At 38.2% G+C, this 23,360-nt stretch carries 18 protein-coding genes; 7 read left to right on the top strand and 11 right to left on the bottom strand.

Annotation, left to right across the window (positions count from 1 at the left end; all coding sequences use genetic code 11):
• Window positions 1-12 precede the first annotated feature (12 nt).
• Window positions 13-249, bottom strand: coding sequence for an acyl carrier protein (locus D9O48_RS10690; RefSeq protein WP_126972968.1), 237 nt, complete (start codon window positions 247-249; stop codon window positions 13-15).
• A gap of 368 nt (window positions 250-617) precedes the next feature.
• On the opposite strand from D9O48_RS10690, the gene D9O48_RS10685 reads away from it, so the two are divergent.
• The gene (locus tag D9O48_RS10685; protein WP_126972967.1) at window positions 618-1,052 is read left to right on the top strand and encodes a GNAT family N-acetyltransferase; all 435 of its coding nucleotides are present in this window, start codon (window positions 618-620) and stop codon (window positions 1,050-1,052) included.
• On the opposite strand, the gene D9O48_RS10680 is transcribed toward D9O48_RS10685, so the two are convergent.
• A complete protein-coding gene (locus tag D9O48_RS10680; RefSeq protein ID WP_126972966.1) occupies window positions 1,045-1,371 on the bottom strand; it encodes a DUF4870 domain-containing protein in 327 nt (108 codons plus the stop codon). The two genes, D9O48_RS10685 and D9O48_RS10680, sit on opposite strands and share 8 nt — an antisense overlap.
• A gap of 72 nt (window positions 1,372-1,443) precedes the next feature.
• Between D9O48_RS10680 and D9O48_RS10675 the strand changes: the two genes are divergently transcribed.
• Window positions 1,444-2,295, top strand: coding sequence for a hypothetical protein (locus D9O48_RS10675; protein ID WP_126972965.1), 852 nt, complete (start codon window positions 1,444-1,446; stop codon window positions 2,293-2,295).
• 647 nt (window positions 2,296-2,942) lie between these two features.
• On the opposite strand, the gene mfd is transcribed toward D9O48_RS10675, so the two are convergent.
• The 5 genes from mfd to dtd all read right to left on the bottom strand — a co-directional run bounded on the left by mfd (window position 2,943) and on the right by dtd (window position 9,483).
• Entirely contained in the window at window positions 2,943-6,407 is a 3,465-nt protein-coding gene (mfd, locus tag D9O48_RS10670; RefSeq protein ID WP_126972964.1) for a transcription-repair coupling factor, read from the bottom strand.
• A gap of 402 nt (window positions 6,408-6,809) precedes the next feature.
• A complete protein-coding gene (locus D9O48_RS10665) occupies window positions 6,810-7,079 on the bottom strand; it encodes a hypothetical protein (protein WP_126972963.1) in 270 nt (89 codons plus the stop codon).
• Between the two features lie 131 nt (window positions 7,080-7,210).
• A complete protein-coding gene (locus D9O48_RS10660; protein WP_126972962.1) occupies window positions 7,211-8,650 on the bottom strand; it encodes a glycine--tRNA ligase in 1,440 nt (479 codons plus the stop codon).
• Window positions 8,651-8,689: 39 nt separating this feature from the next.
• Complete coding sequence (locus D9O48_RS10655) at window positions 8,690-9,031, bottom strand: nucleotide pyrophosphohydrolase (protein ID WP_126972961.1); 342 nt, start codon at window positions 9,029-9,031, stop codon at window positions 8,690-8,692.
• The gene (gene dtd / locus D9O48_RS10650; RefSeq protein ID WP_126972960.1) at window positions 9,031-9,483 is read right to left on the bottom strand and encodes a D-aminoacyl-tRNA deacylase; all 453 of its coding nucleotides are present in this window, start codon (window positions 9,481-9,483) and stop codon (window positions 9,031-9,033) included. The genes D9O48_RS10655 and dtd overlap by 1 nt, the downstream gene beginning before the upstream one ends.
• A gap of 48 nt (window positions 9,484-9,531) precedes the next feature.
• On the opposite strand from dtd, the gene arfB reads away from it, so the two are divergent.
• Window positions 9,532-9,939 (top strand): alternative ribosome rescue aminoacyl-tRNA hydrolase ArfB, encoded by a 408-nt coding sequence (arfB, locus tag D9O48_RS10645; protein WP_126972959.1) that lies wholly within the window; start codon window positions 9,532-9,534, stop codon window positions 9,937-9,939.
• Window positions 9,940-9,945: 6 nt separating this feature from the next.
• Here the strand turns inward: arfB and D9O48_RS10640 are convergent, their stop codons facing one another.
• On the bottom strand, window positions 9,946-10,605 hold the full coding sequence (locus D9O48_RS10640; RefSeq protein WP_126972958.1) for a hypothetical protein: 660 nt from the start codon (window positions 10,603-10,605) through the stop codon (window positions 9,946-9,948).
• Window positions 10,606-10,799: 194 nt separating this feature from the next.
• Between D9O48_RS10640 and D9O48_RS10635 the strand changes: the two genes are divergently transcribed.
• The gene (locus tag D9O48_RS10635; protein ID WP_126972957.1) at window positions 10,800-12,317 is read left to right on the top strand and encodes an oligosaccharide flippase family protein; all 1,518 of its coding nucleotides are present in this window, start codon (window positions 10,800-10,802) and stop codon (window positions 12,315-12,317) included.
• 4 nt (window positions 12,318-12,321) lie between these two features.
• Here D9O48_RS10635 and D9O48_RS10630 read toward each other — a convergent pair whose 3' ends face one another.
• Window positions 12,322-12,960, bottom strand: a complete 639-nt coding sequence (locus D9O48_RS10630; RefSeq protein WP_126972956.1) for an MBL fold metallo-hydrolase — start codon at window positions 12,958-12,960, stop codon at window positions 12,322-12,324.
• Between the two features lie 69 nt (window positions 12,961-13,029).
• On the opposite strand from D9O48_RS10630, the gene D9O48_RS10625 reads away from it, so the two are divergent.
• Complete coding sequence (locus D9O48_RS10625) at window positions 13,030-16,560, top strand: hypothetical protein (RefSeq protein WP_233589233.1); 3,531 nt, start codon at window positions 13,030-13,032, stop codon at window positions 16,558-16,560.
• 204 nt (window positions 16,561-16,764) lie between these two features.
• On the top strand, window positions 16,765-18,666 hold the full coding sequence (locus D9O48_RS10620) for a TlpA family protein disulfide reductase (RefSeq protein WP_126972955.1): 1,902 nt from the start codon (window positions 16,765-16,767) through the stop codon (window positions 18,664-18,666).
• A 122-nt stretch (window positions 18,667-18,788) separates the two neighbouring features.
• On the opposite strand, the gene D9O48_RS10615 is transcribed toward D9O48_RS10620, so the two are convergent.
• Window positions 18,789-20,246, bottom strand: a complete 1,458-nt coding sequence (locus D9O48_RS10615) for a M28 family peptidase (protein ID WP_126973196.1) — start codon at window positions 20,244-20,246, stop codon at window positions 18,789-18,791.
• Between the two features lie 59 nt (window positions 20,247-20,305).
• Entirely contained in the window at window positions 20,306-20,659 is a 354-nt protein-coding gene (locus D9O48_RS10610; RefSeq protein WP_126972954.1) for a diacylglycerol kinase family protein, read from the bottom strand.
• A gap of 141 nt (window positions 20,660-20,800) precedes the next feature.
• On the opposite strand from D9O48_RS10610, the gene D9O48_RS10605 reads away from it, so the two are divergent.
• A complete protein-coding gene (locus tag D9O48_RS10605) occupies window positions 20,801-23,311 on the top strand; it encodes a DUF5686 family protein (RefSeq protein WP_126972953.1) in 2,511 nt (836 codons plus the stop codon).
• The last annotated feature ends 49 nt before the right edge of the window (window positions 23,312-23,360 follow it).

Below are 23,360 nucleotides of genomic sequence, written 5' to 3'. Positions count from 1 at the left end.
ACTTAATTCAGTTTACTTAGCATGTTCTTCTAAGTAAGATACAGCTTGACCTACAGTAGTGATAGTCTCAGCTTGTTCATCAGGAATTGAAATATTGAATTCTTTTTCAAATTCCATAATTAGTTCAACGGTGTCCAATGAATCGGCACCTAAATCATTGGTGAAAGAAGCCTCATTGGTAACTTCCGCTTCTTCAACGCCTAACTTGTCAACAATGATCTTTTTTACTCTGGTTGCGATGTCTGACATTTTTGTAAAGTTTAGTTACGGCTGCAAAAATATAGATTTTGATTTTATATAACAATTCATCGGTTTTTAATTCTTACATCCATTTTTAACAAAGCCGGACGTTCGTATCAGCCACCGAATGATCATTTCGATATTTTTACAATCAATTCTGGGCGCAAAATAATGGATAAAACGATAACTTTCCATCTATTTTTCGAAAAGTTTTTAAACAACTGCCATTTTTGTTTGTTATTACACCTCTGATATCCAGTATTTTACTATTATTTTCGTTCTTTTAAACGTCTCCAGAAAATATTTATTTTTGCGCCAAATCAGATTGTTTTTTTAACAGTTTCTTGTATTTCTTTCTTTCAATCCCCTTTTTTACAATGAAAATCAATATCATTCCATACAATTCTCCCTCCTACCATAACATGGTTGCCCTTCGGTATAAAGTTTTAAGAGCCCCTTTAGGACTCGATTTCACTCCCGAACAATTACAACCCGATGAAAACCGGATTCTTATCGGTGCTTTCCAGGAAGATACCCTTACAGGCTGCTGTATTTTATCTAAAGAATCGCCCCAGCTGCTCCAACTACGACAAATGGCAGTAGATGACCGGTTTCAGGGACTCGGAATCGGCAAAATGATTGTAGATTTTGCTGAACAGTGGGCAATTTCTCACCATTTTTCAACAATAACTTTACATGCCCGTTACAACGCTGTACCATTTTATGAAAAACTGGGTTATATAAAAAAAGGTAACCCCTTCACAGAAGTTACCATTGAGCATTTTGTAATGGAAAAAGTTCTTTCTAAATAAATTTGATGGAAAACGGATACCTGAAAAATTCACCGTTTAAGGCCTTAACAGCCGCTACCACCACTAATATTACATTCAATACACTTAATAACCATAACATAAATATCCCTACTAACACAAATACCAGCACCCAGGCTATCAGATACATCACAATCAGAGAAAGTTGAAAATTCAACGCCTCTTTCGCGTGCTCAGCCACTATATCATCATCGTTTCGTTTAGATAACCAAACGATTAATGGCCCTACAAACCCAAACCCTAAAGGGAGGATCGCAGATATATGTGCGATTGCAGATAAAATTTTTTGATCTTTAGTCATCTTAATACTGTGTTTAAATATTTTGCTGGTGCTAAGATTGTACTTTTGCAGTCTTAAAGCTAATCAATAATGATGCGTCGAAGACTTTTAATCTACTGTTTCTCAATACTTTTTGTTACTTCGCTTGCCACCGCTCAGGTACTTCCGTCGCAAACCGACCTCTATAATATTAGTCTTGATAAACTTAAAAATATTACAAAAGACAGTCTTAAAACCCAATTAATAAAACTGCAGCAAACCACCAATGATCAGTCAGACCTTCTGCAACTGCTTCACAAGAATTTACTGGAAGTAAGTATTGGAGATCAATACCTTGGATTACAAAATCTGGAAAATCTCAGTTCCCGCTATCCGGATAATTATGATGTGTGGAATACTTATGCATGGGCTTTGTTTATTGCCGGACAGCCAGATAAGTCATTGATAGCTAATGACAAATGTATTGCCATCCATGCGCGGCAGTTGGGCGGCTCTGATCACTTGTTCAGAAAAATGGCCCTATCCGCCACAGGAAAACTCCCGGTAAAAGAAATTACTCAGCTTAAAACGGATGATTATTACGATTTTCTGGTTTTGCAAACCATTACCGGAAACTCAGACTCGTTGTTAAATCAGATACACTACCTTTTGTATAACAGATTAGTGTTTTTGCCCCAGCAGGATTCGATCACGGGCAGATTGCTATTAGATGCCGGCGACCTGATCGCAAAAAAAACAGACCGTAACCTTGGTGTTGAATACTATGCGCTGGCTATTAAAAATGATAGTTCCTTGATTCAGGCAGTAAAAACGCGCACCGACTTCATTGAGGATGGAAAACGTTCGGTAAAATCAACTTTTAACTGGGCATCTGCTATCTGGGCAATTCCATTGGTAGCCATGGCAGTAATAGGAGCAGCGTTTATGAAGTCACAAAAACAATAAAAGAGAGATCATTTACCATTAAGAAATTAAGCGAATGAAGTATTCTTCACTTACTTAATTTCTCCTATGCTTGAAAATGGAATTTGAAACATGAAGAAAATGNCACTTACTTAATTTCTCCTATGCTTGAAAATGGAATTTGAAACATGAAGAAAATGAAGGTAAAGCTGCGCGGAAGACAGCACTTCATTCGCTTTTTATCTTCATTCGCTTCATGTTTAAATCGTAATCAGCAGATAGAATAAGACAAAGCCAAGCAGAAAGGTCTTATTAATTCGTTAATGGTTAATATTTTCAGATCTCAATAGGAAATAGGAAGATAATGAAGGCAGTAAGGGAAACTAGCTGAACGAACACACATCATTCGCTTTTTATCTTCATTCACTTCATGTTTAAATCGCAATCAGCAGATAGAATAAGACAAAGCCAAGCAGAAAGGTCTTATTAATTCGTTAATGGTTAATATTTTCAGATCTCAATAGGAAATAGGAAGATAATGAAGGCAGTAAGGGAAACTAGCTGAACGAACACACATCATTCGCTTTTTATCTTCATTCACTTCATGTTTAAATCGCAATCAGCAGATAGAATAAGCCAAAGCGAAGCGGCAGGGGCTTCTTAATTTCTTAATGTTTCATTCCCTATCATTACCCCTCTACTCTCACTTCTCCCTTCTCAATTACACTTGCATGCATACCCTTTAAAAATCGTTGTACATCATTCATTGATTTCATATTCTCCACTATCAGCAGGAATAATTTTCCGGTTTGTTTCAAACGAGCATTATTCACACGTGTTTGAATATACCCCAACATATCATGGAAGATAGACGACTCAAAATAAGGAGAGTCAGGTTTATTAATAAAGAAGCATTTCAGCGTTTCTTCTTTTAATAGCATTTTTTCAAATCCAAGATCTATCGCCATTTTCCTCGCCCTTACCGTATCAAACAAGGCTTCCACCTCTTCCGGCACGGCGCCGAAACGATCTTCCAGCTCATGATGAAACTCCTGTAATTCTGTTTCGTTTTCACAGTTATCAATCCGTGAATACAAACTCAGTCGCTCGTTGATACTTTCAACATATACATCAGGTATTAAGATTTCCAGATCCGTCTCAATGGTACAATCATGTACATAGTCATCCTGCGCCCGTATTTCATCTTTAAACAAATCAGCAAAATCTGACCGTTTTAATTCCCTGATTGCTTCTTCGAGAATTTTCTGATACATTTCAAACCCGATTTCTGCCATGAACCCGCTTTGTTCACCTCCCAGCAGGTTGCCTGCACCACGAATATCCAGGTCGCGCATCGCGATCTGAAATCCGCTTCCCAGATCACTATGCTGCTCGAGCGTTTGCAGTCTTTTTCTTGAATCAGGCGGTAAAGTACTCATCGGTGGTGCCAACAAATAGCAAAATGCTTTTTTATTGCCCCTTCCTACTCTTCCACGTAACTGGTGCAAATCACTTAAACCAAAGTGATGCGCGTTATTAATAATAATAGTATTTACGTTTGGAATATCAACCCCGCTTTCAACGATATTGGTACAAATCAATACATCGTATTTTTTATCGGTGAAGTCAAGAATAATTTCTTCCAGTTCACTTCCTTCTAACTGTCCATGTGCATAACCGATACTCAGATCCGGACACAAACCCTGCAGCAGGTTCTTCATCTCTAACAATCCCTGAATACGATTATGAATAAAGAATACCTGTCCGCCACGTTCCGTTTCAAAATAAATCGCATCTCTGATCATGTCATGATTAAAGACAGCTACTTCAGTTTGTATAGGTTGACGGTTAGGGGGCGGAGTGTTCATAATACTCAGGTCTCTGGCTCCCATTAAACTGAATTGCAGTGTTCTCGGAATCGGTGTTGCTGTTAAAGTAAGACAGTCAACATTTGTACGAAGTGTTTTTATTTTCTCCTTATGCGCTACTCCGAACTTTTGCTCTTCATCAACAATCAACAATCCCAGGTTCTTGAATTTTACATCCTTTCCTAAAATGGCGTGTGTACCTATAATAATATCAATTTTACCGTCGCTTAAGCGGGTAAGTGTTTCTTTCTTTTCTTTAGATGTTTTAAACCGGTTGATAAAATCAATGGTCACCGGAAAATCTTTTAATCGCTCCTTAAATGTTTTATAATGCTGAAAGGCAAGGATGGTGGTGGGCACTAATACAGCCACCTGCTTACTATCACAACAAGCCTTAAAGGCTGCTCTGATAGCAATTTCAGTTTTCCCGAAACCAACATCACCGCAAACCAGGCGGTCCATCGGACTGGGCGCTTCCATATCCTTTTTTACATCAGCTGATGCTTTCGACTGGTCGGGTGTATCCTCATAAATAAAAGAAGCTTCCAGCTCCATCTGAAGGTAATTATCCGGTGCAAACTGAAACCCTTGCTGGGCTTTCCGTTGAGCGTATAACTGAATCAGATCGAACGCTATTTCCTTGACTTTTGTTTTTGTCTTCTCTTTCAGCTTATTCCAAGCATCACTACCCAGTTTATTTACTTTAGGTATAGCCCCTTCTTTACCGGTGTATTTAGATATTTTATGCAGCGAGTTGATATTCACATATAGAATATCACTGTCTTTATAAATAATCCTTACAGCCTCTTGTAACTTACCGTTTACTTCAAGCTTTTGCAATCCGCTATAAACACCCACACCGTGATCGATATGTGTTACAAAATCTCCAGGTTGCAATTCACGAAGTGTTCTCAGGGTGATCGCCTTATTTTTATTATAGGCCTGCTTCACCTTATATTTATGGTATCGCTGAAAAATCTGGTGATCAGTATAACAAACTACCTGCAAATCATCATCAATAAAACCCTGGTCAATTGCTACCGGTACAGGAGTTAACTGGATATTTGCATTCTGATCTTCAAAAATGGTATGAATACGTTCAAGCTGTTTTGCATTCTCAGCAAAGAGGTAGATAGAATACTTTTTGGCCTGCCATTGCTGAAGGTCTTTAATCAGCAACTCAAACTGCCTGTTAAACGGAGGCTGTGGTTTGGTAGCAAAAATAATGTTCGTTAAAGCAGTATTGTGTGCCTGAAAATATACCTGGTCACTCCATTCTATCACCGTAGATTTTCTAAGTGCATCCTCTACCAGTTCTACCGTTACAAACTCATCAATACTTACCGTTTCTTTTATCAGCTTATCATCTTCTTCCGGATCAATGGCTTTCTTTTTCTTTTGAGAAGCTTCGGCTTCTGCTGATTTTAGTAATTCAAGAAATGCATTCAACTCTTCGTATTGGGTTATCAGACGCTCTCTGGTTAAGTCCCAATCCTGAAACCAGTAAACTGTATTTTCAGGTAAAAACTCAAACAATGGAATTTTTACATTGCTTTCATAACGTGTAGAAACATTTGGAATAATCGTTACCTGTAATAGTCTGCGTTCAGACAATTGCGATGCAGGATCAAACAATCTGATAGAATCGATATCATTTCCGAACAATTCTACACGATACGGTTTTTCATTTCCGAACGAGTAAATGTCAAGAATACCACCACGTAAAGCAAATTGCCCCGGCTCATAAACGAAATCCGTTCTCTCAAAACCATAATCTACCAGTTGTTGTAGTAAACCGTCTACATCTAAAGCATCTCCTGCTTTCAGGTAGATAATATTACCGTTCAAAGTAGCAGGCAATACCACTTTCTCAAACAAAGCTTCCGGATAAGTAATCAACATTCCGGCTCTGCCATAATTTCCCGCAGCACTCATAGAAAACTTAGTGAGCGCTTCTGTTCGCATCATTACATGACTCGAGTTGAGCAACTGATAGTTTCTTCTGTTCTTAAACGAAGCGGGAAAATAAAATATGTTCAGGGCCTGAGTGATGCTTTCCAACGAATTATGCAAGTAAGCAGCCGACTCAGCGTCTTCGCAAACTACTACATGATTTATTTCAGAAAGTGTGGGATGTTCAAATGCACTGGCAATTGTAAAAGCTGTGGCACCTCCCCGCAGGTTTTTTAGTTGGATGTGTTGAGGGGTAGACATAGTAAGCTTGTCCACCAATTGAAAAAGGCGGGGATTCTTTTCAAATGCCTCTAACAAGGTCTTCAGATTCATAACTACTTTGCAAAGATACTACAATGTGAACGATTCCTTTCAGTATCCCTTTCAGGAAAATCTTTTTTAGATATTTTTTTAAACGCTATATAGTTTCTTTTATAACTAATCAGAATAAAAGAAAAATCCAAATAAAATAAATTTATTCAAAATCAATTAGTTGCAAACTAAAAAACAAATTAAAATAATTAACATATCTATCGGGCTGCAATAAAAAAGGCAGATTTATAAAAAGTTAAACTCCAAGAAGAGATAACAAATAATTACAATACGAAAGCAAAAGAAAAAAATTGAAAGAATAAAAAATTACCGCTAATTTAGCGGTAACGATTGCCTGTCAGATATTAAAAAAGGTTCTCCAGCTGGAGAACCTTTTTTATTAAGTGTAAATTTTTTCTTTGCCTATATTGATTTTAGTGCTGATTCAATGACTTTTCCCTCTTTGGTAAAGATCGATGGGTTTTCTTTTTTCAATAATAACTCTAGTTTCGTCTTTTCCTTTTTCAACTCTAATATTTCAGCGTGATTCGATAGCATTTCTCTTTCTAAAGAAACTATCCTCTTTTTCAATGCCTTTGTTTTTAAATTCCATAACCATAAAACAAGCGCAATCGCAATCCCTATTCCAATCAACACATTGAATACTGAAAGGGTAACTGATGTTTGAAGCATATGCTGGATTTTAAACGTTGGATTTGAGTGCCAACTGAGATTACTGACTTATTAATAACGCAGCGGCACCTTTTTTATTACCAAATTCTTTATTCCAGGTCGAGTATAGGGGTAAACACCTATAAAACTACTTAAAATATTTCACTTAAAATAATCGCTTTTATCTTTTCTATCGGAATTCTTTCTTGCTGCATTGTATCCCGATATCGAATCGTAACTGTCTGATCCTCTTTAGTTTGATGATCAACTGTTACACAAAAAGGAGTTCCGATTGCATCCATTCTGCGGTAACGTTTACCAATAGCGTCTTTTTCCTCATAAAAACAACGGAAATGCGGCTTACAGTTGTCCATGATTTCGCGGGCAATTTCCGGTAATCCGTCCTTCTTTGTAAGTGGCAATACAGCCAGTTTAACAGGAGCCAGCTTCGCAGGAAATTTTAATACCACCCGGCTGTCTTGTTTTTCAGCAGTACTCAGGTCCTCTTCGCAATACGCCTCACTCATCACCATCATCACCGTACGATCAAGGCCTATGGAGGTTTCTATCACATAAGGTACATAGTTTTGATTAATTTCTGCATCAAAGTATTGCATTTTTTTCTTGCTAAACTTCTGATGTTGACTTAAATCAAAATCACCTCTTGAGTGGATACCTTCCACTTCTTTAAAACCGATCGGAAATTCAAATTCAATATCACACGCCGCTTTTGCGTAGTGAGCTAATTTAGCATGGTCGTGAAAACGGTAACGCTCAGCAGCAATTCCTAAACTCAGGTGCCACTTCATGCGTTCTGCTTTCCAGTACTCATACCACTCACCTTCTGTTCCGGGACGGATAAAAAACTGCATTTCCATTTGCTCAAATTCGCGCATGCGGAATATAAACTGGCGGGCAACAATTTCATTACGAAACGCCTTACCGGTTTGAGCAATACCAAATGGTATTTTCATTCTACCGGTTTTCTGAACATTCAGAAAATTAACAAAAATACCTTGTGCCGTTTCAGGACGCAGGTAAATTTCATTACTATCTTCCGAAACAGAACCTAGTTGTGTTGAAAACATCAGATTGAACTGGCGAACATCCGTCCAGTTACAAGTGCCGCTGACACTGCACTTCATATTATGTTTTTCAATCATTGATTTTAACCCGGCCATATCATCTGCACCTAACAGGCTTTCCATTTCCTGAATAAGCGCATCCGCTGCTTCTTTTTTACCGGCTTTCTCTAACTCGTCGGCAAAAGCTTCAATCAAATGATCTACTCTGTATCTTTTTTTACTGTCTTTATTGTCGATCATCGGATCATTGAAGTTGTCTACGTGACCACTCGCTTTCCAGGTAGTCGGATGCATAAATATAGCTGCATCAATCCCAACTATATTTTCGTGCATCTGTGTCATACTTTTCCACCAATAATCACGAATATTTTTCTTCAATTCACTGCCCCACTGGCCATAATCATATACAGCGCTGAGTCCATCGTAAATTTCACTACTCGGGAAAATAAACCCGTATTCTTTACTATGTGAAATGATTGCTTGAAACTTGTTTGAATCTGTTGCCATAAGGACACAAAGATAATAGTTAAATGATTTATGCGTTGGCTATTTCTTAAGCTTTTCGTTCTGTTGATGACGATCTTTGTCGCGAATTTGCTTTTTCTCAAAGTTTTTTAATAAAGCGTCTGTTAAATTCACACCGGTTTGATTCGCCAGGCAGATCAATACCCATAATACGTCGGCCATTTCATCTCCGAGTTCGCGATTTTTATCAGACTCTTTAAATGATTGTTCACCATAAGTTCTTGACATCAACCTCGCCAGCTCACCCACTTCTTCCATCAAAATCGTCATATTCGTCAGTTCGCCGAAATATTTAACTCCAACGGTTTTGATCCAGTGATCCACCCTTTCCTGTGCTTGCTGCAGTGTAATTTCTTTTTCCATTACTCTTTATTTTCGGTATCAATAATTATTGTAACCGGACCGTCATTCGTCAGGCTCACTTGCATATCCGCACCAAAAATACCGGTACCAATTTCTTTTTTAAGATCTGTGCGCAGCTGCGCTATCATTTTTTCATATAAGGGAATTGCCTTTTCGGGCCGCGCTGCGCGTATATACGAAGGGCGGTTACCTTTTTTAGTGGACGCATGTAAAGTAAATTGAGAAACCAGGATAATATCCCCTGCTGCATCAAGAACAGACTGGTTCATTACTCCTGCTGCATCATTAAAAATCCGGAGGTTTACAATTTTATTACTCAGCCAGGGAATATCCGTTTCCACATCATCCGTTGAAACACCAAACAGGATCAATAAACCGGCTTGTATTTCAGCCACTATCTGTCCTTCCACCTCCACTTTAGCCGAAGTAACCCTTTGAATCACCGCTCTCATACCTGATTTATTATTAGTTCAATGCTTGAAAGATACTAAATTTGTAATATGCTCCCTATAAATTGGAAAGATAACATACGTTTTATGACCTCCAGAAGCGGAGGCAAAGGTGGCCAGAATGTGAACAAAGTAGAAACACAGGTGGAGGCACATCTGCCAATCGTCAATAATCCTGATTTTTCACCCGGGCAAATCGACTTGTTACAGAAGAACCTTAGCTCCAAACTAACAAAAGAAGGTATATTAATTGTGAAAGCCCAGGTTCACCGGTCGCAGCATGCAAATAAGTGGGAGGCAGAACAAAAACTTGAAAAACTGCTGATCAATAGCTTAAAGAAAAAGAAAACCCGTATCGCCACCAAACCTTCGGTTGCCTCTAAAGAAAGGAAACTGGAAAGCAAAAAAAAGCGCTCCACTGTAAAAGCAGAGCGCCGCAAATTTCGTTTAGATGACTAAGTGCTGTTAATTGGTCTGACGGCCTTTCATGGCATTCAATACCTCTTCTTCACGTGTAATTTCAGCTCTCAGTTTTTCCTGATCCTGTTTATTTTTAGCAATTTTATCCTGCAATTGCTTTAATTTTTTTTCATTGTCAAGCTGACCTGATTCTAATCCTTTTAAAGATTTTTTCATTTTATCCAAACCGGTAGACTGTGTATTGATCTGCACATTCAAATGATGTTTTTCAACGTATGGCAATATACTGTTCAGTAATTCTTTTCCTTCTTCCAGCTTATGACGGTCAGATTCTGTTCTTAAAGCAATATTTTCTGAAGGACGCCCTACTACCAGGTACACAAGACTCGCGTTTTTGTCTTTGCGGCCTTTCTTTTCTACCTTAAAATGAAGGTCATGTAATTCATTGGCGTGCGACTGTAATGTAGCATTTCTGAAAACAAGAAATTCTTTCGATTTGTCAGGTTTCTGGCCTTTCTCAGCCATCATATTTTTAATTGCCTGTTGTACCTCTTCTACTGAATAAGGAAATTCAATTACTGCTGCCACTTTAGAAGATTTACTGTGTGTAACTTTGCCTTCCATGGCATTGCTTTGTGCAAAAGCATTTACTGAAGTAAGGGATAATGTCAGAATAGAGAATAGAGGGAGTATAAATCTTTTCATAAAAAGTTTTAATTTTCCTGTTAATGAATGTACCTCGTTCAATTCACTGAATGGTGTACCTTTAACGCAAATATCCCAAGAATTCAGAAAGTTAATGTGATTGAAATTATTTTTTTATAAGTATTAACATATAGAAAAGGATTTTTGAGGCAATATTGCGTTTTATATTTTTGGCAAATCTAAACGGATCATAATTGAGTATTAAGAAATTAGCAGGGCAAACACTTTGGTATGGAGTACCTAGAATATTTAGTAAATTTCTGAGCTTTGGCGTTAGTTTACTAGGATTTAGTCTTTTTGACCCAAGTGGCAGTGCCCCTTTTACGCTGATTTATGCGCTGATTCCTTTCTTTAACATCCTGTTTACTTATGGTCTTGAAACCTCCTATTTTCGTTTTGCCACTACTTACCCGCAAAAAAAACTTTATAATACCTTACTGATTTCGATTGTCTGCAGCACTATTTTATTCAGTTTGATTCTCTGGATTTTCAGGCAGGATATTACCCACTTTCTCGAATTGGATGCACATCCTCAGTATGTAAACTGGATGATCGGTATTTTATTCTTTGACACGATTTGTACCATTCCGATGGTAAGGTTGCGCCAGGAAGAAAAGCCGAGAAAATATGCGTTCATCAATATGTTTTCTATCGTCATCAACGTAGCAATCATTATTTTCTTCTATTATGTAGCCAAACCGGCTTATGAAGAAAATCCGTATTCCATTTTAGGTCAGTTTTTTGACCCCACTATTGGTATTGGTTATTTCTTCCTCGCCAATATGATTGCTTCTTTTTTAACGATTCCGTTGCTTTATAAAGAATTTTTAGATTTCCGCTGGGAGTTTGACAAAGAACTGTGGAAAAAAGTACTTCATTATTCTTATCCGCTGGTAATTGTTGGTTTTGGAGGAATGATCAATGAAATGATCAGCCGTTTAATTTATCTGAAAGTAAGAAATGTACCTACTGAAGTGAAAGATTTTGAACTGGGTGTATTCGGAGCAAACTACAAGCTGGCCGTACTTATTACCATTTTCATTCAGATTTTCAGAATGGCAGCAGAGCCTTACTTCTTCAATCAGTCGAAACATGAAGGCGCTCAGAGAACATACGCCCGTGTGATGAAGTTTTTTGTAATTGCCTGTTGTTTTATGTTTCTCGGCGTGGTGATGTTTCTTGAAGTATGGAAAGTACTGATCGCTAACAAACATCCGGAATATGCCCAGGGTTTGCAAATCGTACCGATTCTTTCAATGGCCAGTATTTTTCTGGGAATTTATTATAACCTTTCGATATGGTATAAATTGCTCGACCGTAACATGACCGGCGCATGGATTACCCTTGCCGGAGCAGCCATCACCATTGTACTGAACTTTGCACTGGTGCCGCATTTCTACTATTATGGTGCGGCCTGGGCTACTTTTATTTGCTATGCATTCATGATGATTGTTTGTTACCGCATGGGGCAAAAACACTATCCGGTTCCTTATGCTACCAAAAAACTGATTGCCTATATCGTTATCGTTAGCCTCCTGTATGCGATTCACGAACTGATCATATGGCCGTTCGAAAAAGGAACCGCCACCTTTAATATCATTTATTTTTCCAGTGCTTTTCTATTAATCGGAGTATTTACTTTCTTGATTTTCAAGGTAGAAAAAAAGGAGCTGTCAAAGCTCCCCTATGTTGGAAAATTCATAAAAATTTAGTATCTTATGACAAGAAAGGGTTTTGTTTTTTCTCAACCCCGATTGTAGTAAAATTTCCGTGGCCGGGATACACAATGGTATCATCGGGTAATTCAAACATACTTGTTTTGATGCTATTGATCAGCGTATCATAATCTCCTAACGGCAGATCGGTTCTCCCGATACTACGCTCGAACAATACATCTCCACTCACGATAAAACCATTCGTTTTAGAGTAAAATCCAAGATGACCGGGTGCATGACCGGGTAAAAACAAGATGTCTAAGGCCTCATTTCCGATGATGATCTGATCTTTTTCATCGATAAATTCTAATGGCCCTTCATAGTTTTCAAAGGGAAGGCCCCATTTTTGTCCGGAAACCGGAGCATTCTCTAACATGATCTTTTCATTCGGGTGCAGGTGCAGCGACAGGCCGAAAGTGTCTGCTACAAATTTGTTTCCGAATACGTGATCGAGATGACAATGGGTATTTAACAAATATTTAGGCTCCAGATCATTCGAATTGATAAAATCTTTTAATTGATTGCACTCGTGGTCAAAATAACAACCCGGATCGATAATACAACATACCCCCTGTGGCTCATAAACCACATAGGTATTTTCCTGAATGGGATTAAAAGTGAATTTTTTGACCTCTAACATATTCGGTACTGCTTATTTAATTTTAAAGGTACGCAGGATTGTTTTAACTTTAAAACATAAAGTGAGGATATGACATTTCAACGAATTTCGCCATCTGCTAAATCTTTGCTGCTAACACTGGCGGTGTTTATGCTTTTCAATCAATTAAACGCCCAGGTAAATGCAGTAGAATTCGGTAAAAACCGCGTGCAGTTCAGAAAGTTTAAATGGGAAAATTATCAGTCTGATAATTTCAATGTTTATTTCTACGAAAATGGTAAAACTATTGCCAATTTCATTATTCAAACTGCCGAAGCAGAATTGGAAGATGTTGAAAGAAAAGTGGAATACGCCCTTCAACGACGAGCTAATATCATTGTCTACAATTCGTATAACGAATACGAACAATCTAATATCGGATTAGGTAACGACTGGCAATCGCCCGGAGGTATCACCAAACTCGTCAACAATAAAATCATTGTTTACTTCACGTCTGATCACGAAGCCCTGCGTCGCCAGATCAGAGAAGGAATTGCCCGCGTATTAGTCGACAATCTGCTTTTTGGTGACGATCTCGGTGAGTTCGCAGCCAATCAGGCACTACTCGATTTACCTAAATGGATGACTGACGGTTACATCCGTTACATAGGTGAAGGTTGGACCGCCGAAAAAGACGACGAATTAAAGTCAGCTCTATTGAGCGGCGAGTATAAAAACTTTTATCATTTTGCTTACGAAAGACCCTTACTGGCCGGCCAGGCATTCTGGAAATATATCTCCGATACCTACAAACCGGAAAATGTTACTTACTTCCTCTATCTGGCCCGCGCTTACAAAAATATCAATAACGCATCACTCAGAATTACCAAGAAAAAGTATAAAACACTTTTAGATGAATTCATGCAGCAGACTACTGAAAAGTATTATGCTGACCTGAAAGGAAGAAAAAACTTCCCTAAAGGAACCATCTCCATCACTGAAGAAACTTCTAAAACAAGAGATTATATCCGCTTCGCACCCAATCCTATCGCCCGGTCTCAGACTTATGCCGTAGTAGAATACATCAAGGGTAAAAATCAGGTAGTTTTATGGGAAGATATGATCGACAGAAGAGTTTTATTGAAATACGGTGTCAGAACTGCTTCACACGAAATCAATCCTAACTATCCGTTATTAGCCTGGGATCCGAAAGGAGCCCTGCTGGCTTGTATTTATTGGGAAGAAGGTAAGATAAAACTATTTGTATACGATGTAGTGGGCAGATACAAAAAGGTAAAACAGGTATTAACGCAGTTTGAGCAGATTCAGGACGTGAAGTTCATGCTCAATAACAATACGCTGCTGATGAGTGCAGTGAAGAATGGCCAGTCGGATATTTTTATCTACGATATAGAAAAAGACACTTACGAACAGGTGACCAATGACGCTTATGCAGATGTAGATCCTAGTTTTGTAGCATTCCCCAACAAACAGGGAATTATTTTCGCTTCTAACCGTCCCGATCCTTATGCCGCCGGTGGAGATACTGTTTCAAAAGTTGCTCCTTTTAATATCTTTTTAGCAGACTATTCAAATAAGTCTGACTTCAGACAAATCACCCAATTGACTAAAATGACCTGGGGAAATGCACGTTCTCCGGTTCAATATAATACCACCCACTTCACCTTTGTCAGTAATGAAAACGGTATCGCCAACAGGTATGCCGGATTTTTCAATTCTGAAAATGCCGGGGTAGACACCGTTTACGTTATCGGAGATGAAGTGCTTCGCAATGCAGACGATGCGGAAATAGCCGCTACACTTAAAACCTGGGGCAAAGAAATGCCAGACTCTGTGTATGTATACAGCGTAACACGCGACTCTGCCTATACCTTCCCAATCACCAATTATCAAAGTAGTTTGCTGGAAACTAAAATTGCTGGTGAACAAGGCCTGGTGAGTGAAGTGCGTCAGGAAGGAAATTTAAAGTTCCTCTACAAATTAAAAGTAGACGAACGTGCACTTGAAAGAAGAAATATCAATCCGGCGCCGACACTGTTCCGTAAACAGCAGATGGCTGCCAAACAGGTGAATACCGGCCGAAAGGTACTGGCGCCTAAAAAAGCCGTGTCTAACGACTTTGGCTTTGAAACAGAATTTGAACCGGCCGCAGCAAAACCGGTAACCGATACCGCTAAACCGCCTGTCAACAATGCTGTGGTAACACCGCGTGCTGAATTTAACAATTTCGGCAACGATAAGGTAAGTCTTGATGATCCTAACTACGTATTAAAATCTGCAAAACGATTCGACTATAGATTTAAGTTTTCTACCGACAATATTACTGCCGGTTTCAATAATGATGTGCTGGTAAACAGATATCAGGTATTCACCGGATCACTGCCGATTAATCTGCAAAATAACAGTGGCTTTAACGGGATGTTGAAAGCAACGGTAGTAGATCTGTTTGAAGATCTCAAATTTACCGGAGCCCTTCGTTTACCAATTTTTGGCGGCGGCGGAGGTGCAGGTGCTTCTATCGGTGGTGGAGGTGTAGGCGTATTCGTACCATCTACACAATCATTATTCAATGGTGGAGGCGAATGGTTCGGAAGAATCGACTATCTGAAACACCGTTTCGATTATTCATTGGTATACTATCGCCAAACACAACAAGGTTCAGTAACCGGAGTTGGCGGTACCACTACTATGTTTGAAGGTAAACAATTCACAAACCTGTACCAGGTAGTGGTGAAATATCCATTTGATAAGGTAAGATCATTGAGGTTATCTACCGGAATCAGAATGGACAGAACCTCCGTTAAAGGTGCATACGGACAGGATATCACCCTTAAACAAGGTGATTTTAATAAACAAAATTTCCTGTTAACCAAATTGGAATATGTTTATGATGATGCCGTTATTAAAGCCAATAACATCTTAAACGGCTTACGCTATAAAGCCTATATGGATGTAATGACTCAGGTATCGAAACCTGATGTATTAAATAGTTCTCCGGATATTCAGAGAGGTAAATTAAGCTTCAATTTCGGGTTTGATGCGCGTTACTACAAGCCGATTTACAGAACCTTTATTTATGCATTAAGAGCTGCAGGTGATTTCAGCTGGGGTAACCAGAAAATGATTTATTACCTGGGTGGTATGGACGGATGGATTGGTCCAAAATACAATACATATCCGCAACCGCAGGGTTCTGATTATGCGTTTCAATCTTTAGCTGTAAATATGCGCGGACACCGTCAGAACGTCGGCAATGGTAATAATGCCCTTGTTATTAATAGTGAATTCAGATTACCTGTCTTCCAGACACTGTTAGATCGTCCGATCAATAACGCGTTTGTAAGAAACTTCCAGCTAACTCAATTTATCGATTTAGGTACTGCATGGAATGGCAGTTATAGCAAAATCGAGCGTCCTTATATTATGTATACCAATCCGGGTGATGACTTGGTAGCTGTTCGAATCAGACCGGGCGGTATTGGTCCGTTCGTAGGAGGATACGGTTTTGGTGTAAGAAGTACTTTACTCGGTTATTTCCTGAAATTAGACGCCGGTTGGGAAATGGATGGTTTCTTCAAAGGAAAACCGTTACTGCATTTCTCATTTGGTTTAGACTTCTAATAATATCTAAAACTGCTCAGTATACTGAGCAGTTTTTTTTAACCCCTATTACTCCACATTACACTGATACGAAGATTGCCGGATGTTATAACTGCTTATTGATAACTACATGCCTATTTGCCATCAACTGACCTTGATCAGTAATTCTCCCCACTATCCTCATTAAAAATTTGGTTATCTTAGAGTTACCAAACTAAAACAAACATGAGAAATTACTTTTTAGGATTATTATCACTTTCTCTATGCATGATGGCATGTAATAGTGATGGTAATATTAAGACGACCCCATCCAAACCGGAAGCCGGGCAAAATGTTACGATCAACATCCCCTTAAAACAAACCACGCTGTCTGATGCAGAAAATGTATACGCCTACGTATATGCCATCGGAGCAACAGAGTTGAAGGATACGGCAATCGATGTATTACTTCAAAAAAAAGATAACAGCTTTGTTGGTGAGTTTACGGTTCCTGATAGTTCGCTTGCCATTTATATGTATCTTCTCGACAAAAACAAGATCGATGATAACAAAGGAAAAGGATATGGCTTTACACTTTACAAAGACGGAAAAGAATTAGCCAATTCAGAACTTTACCTGATCAGTACTACCAGAAGAAATTCTTACTACTGGAATGAATACGGATTTTCACCGGGCTTACTGGCTGATCTAAAAAAAACATACGACAAGAATAAAAGTGCATATACAACACAAGATTTAATCAAGTACTACAACACTTATCTTTCAGTAAGAGAAAAAGTAGATACCGCTTATGAGCTGTCACTATTAAATACGATCGCTGAAGCAACCGATTTATCAGAAGCAGATGCCTTTAAAGTAAAAAACTATTACAAAACATTAGGCGATAGTTCTAAGAATGAAGTATTAGCAGCTAAAATAAAAGAATATCAACCTGCCTCTAATACGGCAAGTGATTTGGTATGGGATTTATATTCACTGCCAACAGCAAAAGAAAAAACAGATCTGTTTCAGAAATATCTGGACACATTGACGGCTGATCCGTATACCGGAAAAGGTGTTACTCAAAACCTTGCTTATTATACAGCTATCGGTTTACTCAATGAAGGCAAAACCGAACAGGCATTAAGCTATACAAAATATTTCCAGGACAAAGGTTTTACCAATAGTATTCAATCACAAATCGTTGACAAGCTAACTGAACCATCTTATAAACTGACAGCAAAAGATATTACTCTTTTAAACAGTATTGTGTCTGATCAATCAGAAGGAGATTTCAAACGTGTTGCGGTAGAGGATTATTACAAATCTCAGAAAAGCAAATTAAGTGATGCAGACTACAACAAAGTAAAAAAAGCTAAGATTTTTGCAAAGCAAAATCAGGCAGATTCTGCTTATTTGATTTTCGGGTCGATCAGCAAAAACGATGCATTAGCTTACTATGCATATGGAAATAGCTATTTCAATTTATTAATAGCCGATAACAAAATTAAAGAAGCGGTTGACTTATGGAAAGAGATGAAAGTAAAATCGTTTTCTGATGAAGACATTGATAAAACGTTAGAAAGCAAACTGAATGAAAATGCTGTACCGGGAGTTACCTGGGCTTCGTTACAAGAGTCACTGACTACTGAAGTTAAAGAAAAATCACGCGAAAATATTTCAGCGCATTTTACCAATATTCCTGCGCCCAAATTTCAGCTAACAGACTTAGATGGCAATCCATTTAATATGGATCAGTATAAAGGTAAAAAATTAATGATTGACTTTTGGGCTACCTGGTGCGGGCCTTGTATTGCATCATTCCCGGAGATGGCACAACTGCAAGAACATTTTGCCAAAGCTGATACAACTGTTCAATTCTTGTTTGTATTAACAATGGAAGATGGTAAAAAAGAAGCAGAAGTGATTGCCAGTGCGAAAAAATTAATGGAATCGAAGAATTTGAACTTTTTGATATTAAATGACATCAGCGGTAATTATGTAAACCAGTTTCAGATTTCAGCAATTCCTTGTAAGGTATTTGTTGACAAAAACGGAAACTTCAGATATAAATCAACCGGATATATGAGAGGTTATGAGAAAAATCTTTCAGACTTTGAAACCATATTCAGCCTGATGGAGAAATAATTAAAAAAGGAGAGTGGAATTACTTCACTCTCCTTTTTAATAATATAAAGCTTAAGTATTTTTGTATAAAACAGTAATACTTCTTCACTCTTCATTTCTAATTCTCCATTCCTAATTGTTTATTAGTCATTCCATCTCCAATCACCGGCAATTTTTAATGCTTCTTTGAGATTAGCATTGATCAGGAATTGTTTCGTTTCTTCGTCAGACATTTTTTTAGCCGGTAATTCTTTTGCATTTGCCAATGCATATAAAAACATAGAAGCAAATCTTACCTGATTTACCATCCAGGAAGGATCAATCAGATTTGTGGCATCACAGTCGGCGTGGTAACAATCATAAATTTTTCTATCCATTCTGCTTGAAGAGCTTGCCGTAGGAACACCCTGTAGCATAAAAGGTTCGTGATCGCTATGCAAACCAGCGCCACCGGCACCGGATTGATTAGGGAAAGCTGTATCAACCTGTTTTACCAATTCTCCTACAGACTTAAAGAAAGCGTCTGCTTCTTTTCTTCCTCCGGCGGTAAACCCGATAGCATTTCCGGCCATATCATAGTTTACCATATATACTACATTCTCTAAAGTATTAGACTTAATGGCGTTTTCTACATAATGTGTTGATCCGAGTAATCCCTGCTCCTCACCCATAAACATAACGAACTCAATCGTTCGGTCTGTTTTTAAATTTAATGCCTTAAAAGTTCGTGCAATATCAATAATAGAGAAAGAACCAATGCCATTATCAATAGCTCCGTTAGCGAGGTCCCAACTATCAAGGTGGCCACCGATCACGATTTTTTCATTAGGATATTTTTTACCGGGTAAAGTAGCTATTACATTTCTGGCCTTAATAGGTCCGCTATGATTCTTCATCTTAATGGAAACCTGGAGCGGTCGGGTATTCAATAATTCTTTAATAACCCATCCATCTTCGTTACTGATATTCACAGCAGGAATGGGAATTAAGTCACCGGTAACCGAAGCGGTACCAGTTAAAAGGATACCTCCCTTTACACCGTTAAAAAGAATAATCCCTTTTGCACCATACTTTATCGCTAAAGCTGTTTTCTCAGATCGATGAAGGTTTTTGGTTCCGGCCGGAGAATTAGGTAAAAGGCCCAAAGAGGCAAAAACAACTTTTCCTTTTGCCTTGTCAGGATTTTGCAAATAATCGGCTTCCAAACCGTTTCCTAGATCAACAATTTCTGCATGCTGCAAATCAACGGAAACCGGAGAGTGCGCCAGTGTTACCGCTTTATAAGTTTGTTCAACACCGTTATTTCTGATAGAGAACGATACTGATTCGCGCGACCAGCTCACCACTTCAAATGGTTGAAATTGAACATCTTTAAAGCCATACTTAGTAAACAGATCGTAAGCATACTGCTCGGCTTTAGCACCGTTAGCAGAACCTGTTAAACGATGCCCGATGGTTTCACCGGAGTGTTTTAGAGTAGCATACGCCTGAGAGTTCTTTAAAACTTCTTTATTTATTTTTTTAAACGTTTGCAACTCTTTTTGTGCCTGAGTTGTTATAACAGTAGTTAAGATAACAACTGTAAAAAAGATTTTTTTCATCATGTGCAGTTATGTATTTAAAAATACGTAGATTAAGTAACTTAAAGAAATATAGTGCATTAAAGTATCTTAGGAATAAAAATGATTGCTCCTGTTATCAAGGCATAAACCGCAGCAATCAGTACAGACCCGGCAGCCACGTCTTTGATTACTTTTATTGCAGGATTCTTTTCTTGAGTCACATGATCACATATTTTTTCAATCGCTGTATTGATCATTTCAGTAACCCAAACTGCTGTTATAGCTGATAGAATAAATAACCATTCGGTAGCGGCAAGTTGGAAATACATACCAGCTGATACTACTAAAATTGTAGATAAGAGATGGAATCGGGCGTTTCTCTCACGAAGCAAAAAATAAGTAACTCCGTTAGTAGCATATTTAAACGCTTTAAAGAAACCTGAATTGATCATTGAAGTTGAAATTTATCCTAAAATACACCATTAATTCTTAACTTAAAACCGATATTAACGATTTAAAAGCCTTAAATAGATCAAATAACCGGTATTTTTGAGCAGCTATATGGAAGCATTGTTGTGAAAAACTATTTGACTTTGAGAAAACTCGTACATTGTTTGTTGGCATTAGTTCTTAGTATGAGCGGAGAGCAACTCTTCGCTCAAAGATTTATTCAGGGTATCGTTAAAGATGCACATAGTGAAGAAGTTATTCCATTCGCTTCAGTTGAACTCATCCGATCGCAAAGAGGAACACTTACCGAAGCCGATGGTACTTTCAGTATATGGTTTCAGAACTGGCCGCTGGATACTCTTTTAATCACCTACGTAGGTTATCAGGATTATAAACTGGCCATTGATTCGTCACTCGTTCAGAGAGCAGTGAATGATACACTTACCCTGCTCATTAAAATGGAACGGGGAAAATTTATGCAGGAAGCCGTTGTTCGAACAAAAGTAGATCGCGGTTTGAACATGTGGAAACGAATCGTTCGGCAGAAACCCAGAAACGACCGGTATCGCTTTGATAATTTCAGCTACGAATTATACAACAAACTCGAAATTGATATCAAGAATATCAAACGAAGTAAATGGGAAAAAATGCCCATCGTTAAAAACTTCAGTTTCGTTTTTGATAATATTGACACTACACAGGAAGGAGATGTATTTTTACCCGTATATCTAACCGAAGCTATTTCAGATTACTACTATCAGAAAAACCCCAACATGCGCAGAAGAGAGGTTTTCAAAGGCACTAAAACAATCGGTGTTGACAATGAGAGTATTAATAAGTTTCTGGGCGGTATGGAGCAGAATGTAAACGTATACAGCAACTTCATTCCGGTATTTGACAAAAACTTTGTCAGCCCTTTTAGTGATAACGGTAATCAGTTTTATAAATATCACGTACTCGACTCTCAATTCGTAAACGGCAGGAGACTGATACATATGACCTTCACTCCCAAGCGCCCCGGAGAAAACACCTTCGAAGGTGATGCATGGGTACATGATACAACCTGGGCAGTTCAGAAAGTAAATCTTCGCCTCGCCAAAAATGCCAATATCAATTACGTTGATAAACTCAGTTTAATTCAGGAATTTTCATTAGTAAATGATACCACCTGGTTCTTAAGCCGTGATAAATTTGTAGTAGACTTTTCATTTGCCGGCGAAAAAGTATTAGCAGCTATTGGTAAAAAAAGTACTACTTATAAACATATAAAAATTAATGATCCGGCAATAACGGCTTTGCTTGCAACCAATCAAACGGCTGAAGATATTGTTTATCCCGATTCAACCAACAAAAAATCAGATGAATTCTGGACCATTGCACGGCATGAACCGCTTAGTTTGTCTGAACAAAAGTTGTATCACACCATAGATACTCTTTTACAAATGCCCTCGTTCCAGAGAACAACAAAAATGCTGTACTTTCTCGGAACCGGATGGTATAATATAGGCAAGTTCGAAATAGGGCCATGGTATAACTGGATGACCTATAATCAATATGAAGGCTTCCGCACACGTTTTGATTTAGGAACCAATAAAGAGCTGAGCAAAAATATATACCTGCACGGTTACCTTGCTTATGGCTTTAAAGACAAAGAACTTAAATATAAACTGGACGGATTGTTCATTGTAAACAGAAACCCGAGAACACAGATTTTTGTGTCACATAAATATGACCTTGATCGCGGACAGTCTTATTATGATGCTATCTCTCAGGATAATATCTTCGCCCTGGCAATCAGAAAAACAGGTGTTCCGATTAAGTTTCTCATGACAAGAGAAACCGAAGCTAACTTTCATAAAGAATGGTTATCAGGGTTTGGGTTTGATATTAATACGAAACATCGTGAGTTTATGCCCAAAATGAATTTACCTTATCAGGTTCATTACCAAACTGCGGGCAAAGACTCCAGCATTTCTTCATCAGAAGTTTCAATAAAACTTCGTTATGCTTACCTGGAAAAGTTTCTGGAAGGAGATTATCTGAGGTATAGCTTAGGAAGTAAATTTCCGATTGTTGAATTGAAATATACCAAAGGATTGAAAGGAGTATTAGGTTCGCAATATGGTTTCGACAAGTTAAGCTTCAGTGTTTCAGACTGGACCAAAATTTCTCCGTTTGGTGAAATCTATTTCAATGCTTTCGGAGGAAAAACCTGGGGCAAATTACCGTATATGCTATTGGATATTGCACCCGGAAACGAAATACATTATTACAACAGGTATGCTTTCAACTTAATGAACAGATTTGAGTACATACATGATGAATATGCAGGTATTAATTTTGAACATAATTTCGGTAATAGTATTTTCAGATTCGTACCGGGTATTAAGAAGCTGAAACTCCGTCAATTCTGGACAGCGAAAGCTTTAGTAGGAAATTTATCAGACGAAAACTACAATTATAATTTTAGCAGTACCAACCCATATCCCTTTAAAACACTCGACAATAAAGTGTACGTTGAACTGGGAACCGGTATAGACAATATTTTCAAATTATTCAGATTTGATCTTGTTTGGCGGGTATCTCCTACTCCGATGCCGGTGAAAAAAGTAGAACGCTTCGGCGCATTCTTTAGTTTCAGACTTGTATTCTAACATTCAACTATCAGAATATACTAATGTAAAAAGAGTTCCGTCAGTTAGA

Origin of the sequence: Gynurincola endophyticus (genome assembly GCF_003991195.1) — a bacterium.
Lineage (GTDB): Bacteria > Bacteroidota > Bacteroidia > Chitinophagales > Chitinophagaceae > Gynurincola > Gynurincola endophyticus.
Note: the sequence above shows the minus strand (reverse complement) of the source record. Positions and strands in the feature narration are given on the sequence as shown.

Coding starts and splice junctions, on each gene's coding strand:
- D9O48_RS10690 (WP_126972968.1), bottom strand. CDS start 249: ATGTCAGACATCGCAACCAGAGTAAAAAAGATCATTGTTGACAAGTTA.
- D9O48_RS10685 (WP_126972967.1), top strand. CDS start 618: ATGAAAATCAATATCATTCCATACAATTCTCCCTCCTACCATAACATG.
- D9O48_RS10680 (WP_126972966.1), bottom strand. CDS start 1,371: ATGACTAAAGATCAAAAAATTTTATCTGCAATCGCACATATATCTGCG.
- D9O48_RS10675 (WP_126972965.1), top strand. CDS start 1,444: ATGCGTCGAAGACTTTTAATCTACTGTTTCTCAATACTTTTTGTTACT.
- mfd (WP_126972964.1), bottom strand. CDS start 6,407: ATGAATCTGAAGACCTTGTTAGAGGCATTTGAAAAGAATCCCCGCCTT.
- D9O48_RS10665 (WP_126972963.1), bottom strand. CDS start 7,079: ATGCTTCAAACATCAGTTACCCTTTCAGTATTCAATGTGTTGATTGGA.
- D9O48_RS10660 (WP_126972962.1), bottom strand. CDS start 8,650: ATGGCAACAGATTCAAACAAGTTTCAAGCAATCATTTCACATAGTAAA.
- D9O48_RS10655 (WP_126972961.1), bottom strand. CDS start 9,031: ATGGAAAAAGAAATTACACTGCAGCAAGCACAGGAAAGGGTGGATCAC.
- dtd (WP_126972960.1), bottom strand. CDS start 9,483: ATGAGAGCGGTGATTCAAAGGGTTACTTCGGCTAAAGTGGAGGTGGAA.
- arfB (WP_126972959.1), top strand. CDS start 9,532: ATGCTCCCTATAAATTGGAAAGATAACATACGTTTTATGACCTCCAGA.
- D9O48_RS10640 (WP_126972958.1), bottom strand. CDS start 10,605: ATGAAAAGATTTATACTCCCTCTATTCTCTATTCTGACATTATCCCTT.
- D9O48_RS10630 (WP_126972956.1), bottom strand. CDS start 12,960: ATGTTAGAGGTCAAAAAATTCACTTTTAATCCCATTCAGGAAAATACC.
- D9O48_RS10625 (WP_233589233.1), top strand. CDS start 13,030: ATGACATTTCAACGAATTTCGCCATCTGCTAAATCTTTGCTGCTAACA.
- D9O48_RS10620 (WP_126972955.1), top strand. CDS start 16,765: ATGAGAAATTACTTTTTAGGATTATTATCACTTTCTCTATGCATGATG.
- D9O48_RS10615 (WP_126973196.1), bottom strand. CDS start 20,246: ATGAAAAAAATCTTTTTTACAGTTGTTATCTTAACTACTGTTATAACA.
- D9O48_RS10610 (WP_126972954.1), bottom strand. CDS start 20,659: ATGATCAATTCAGGTTTCTTTAAAGCGTTTAAATATGCTACTAACGGA.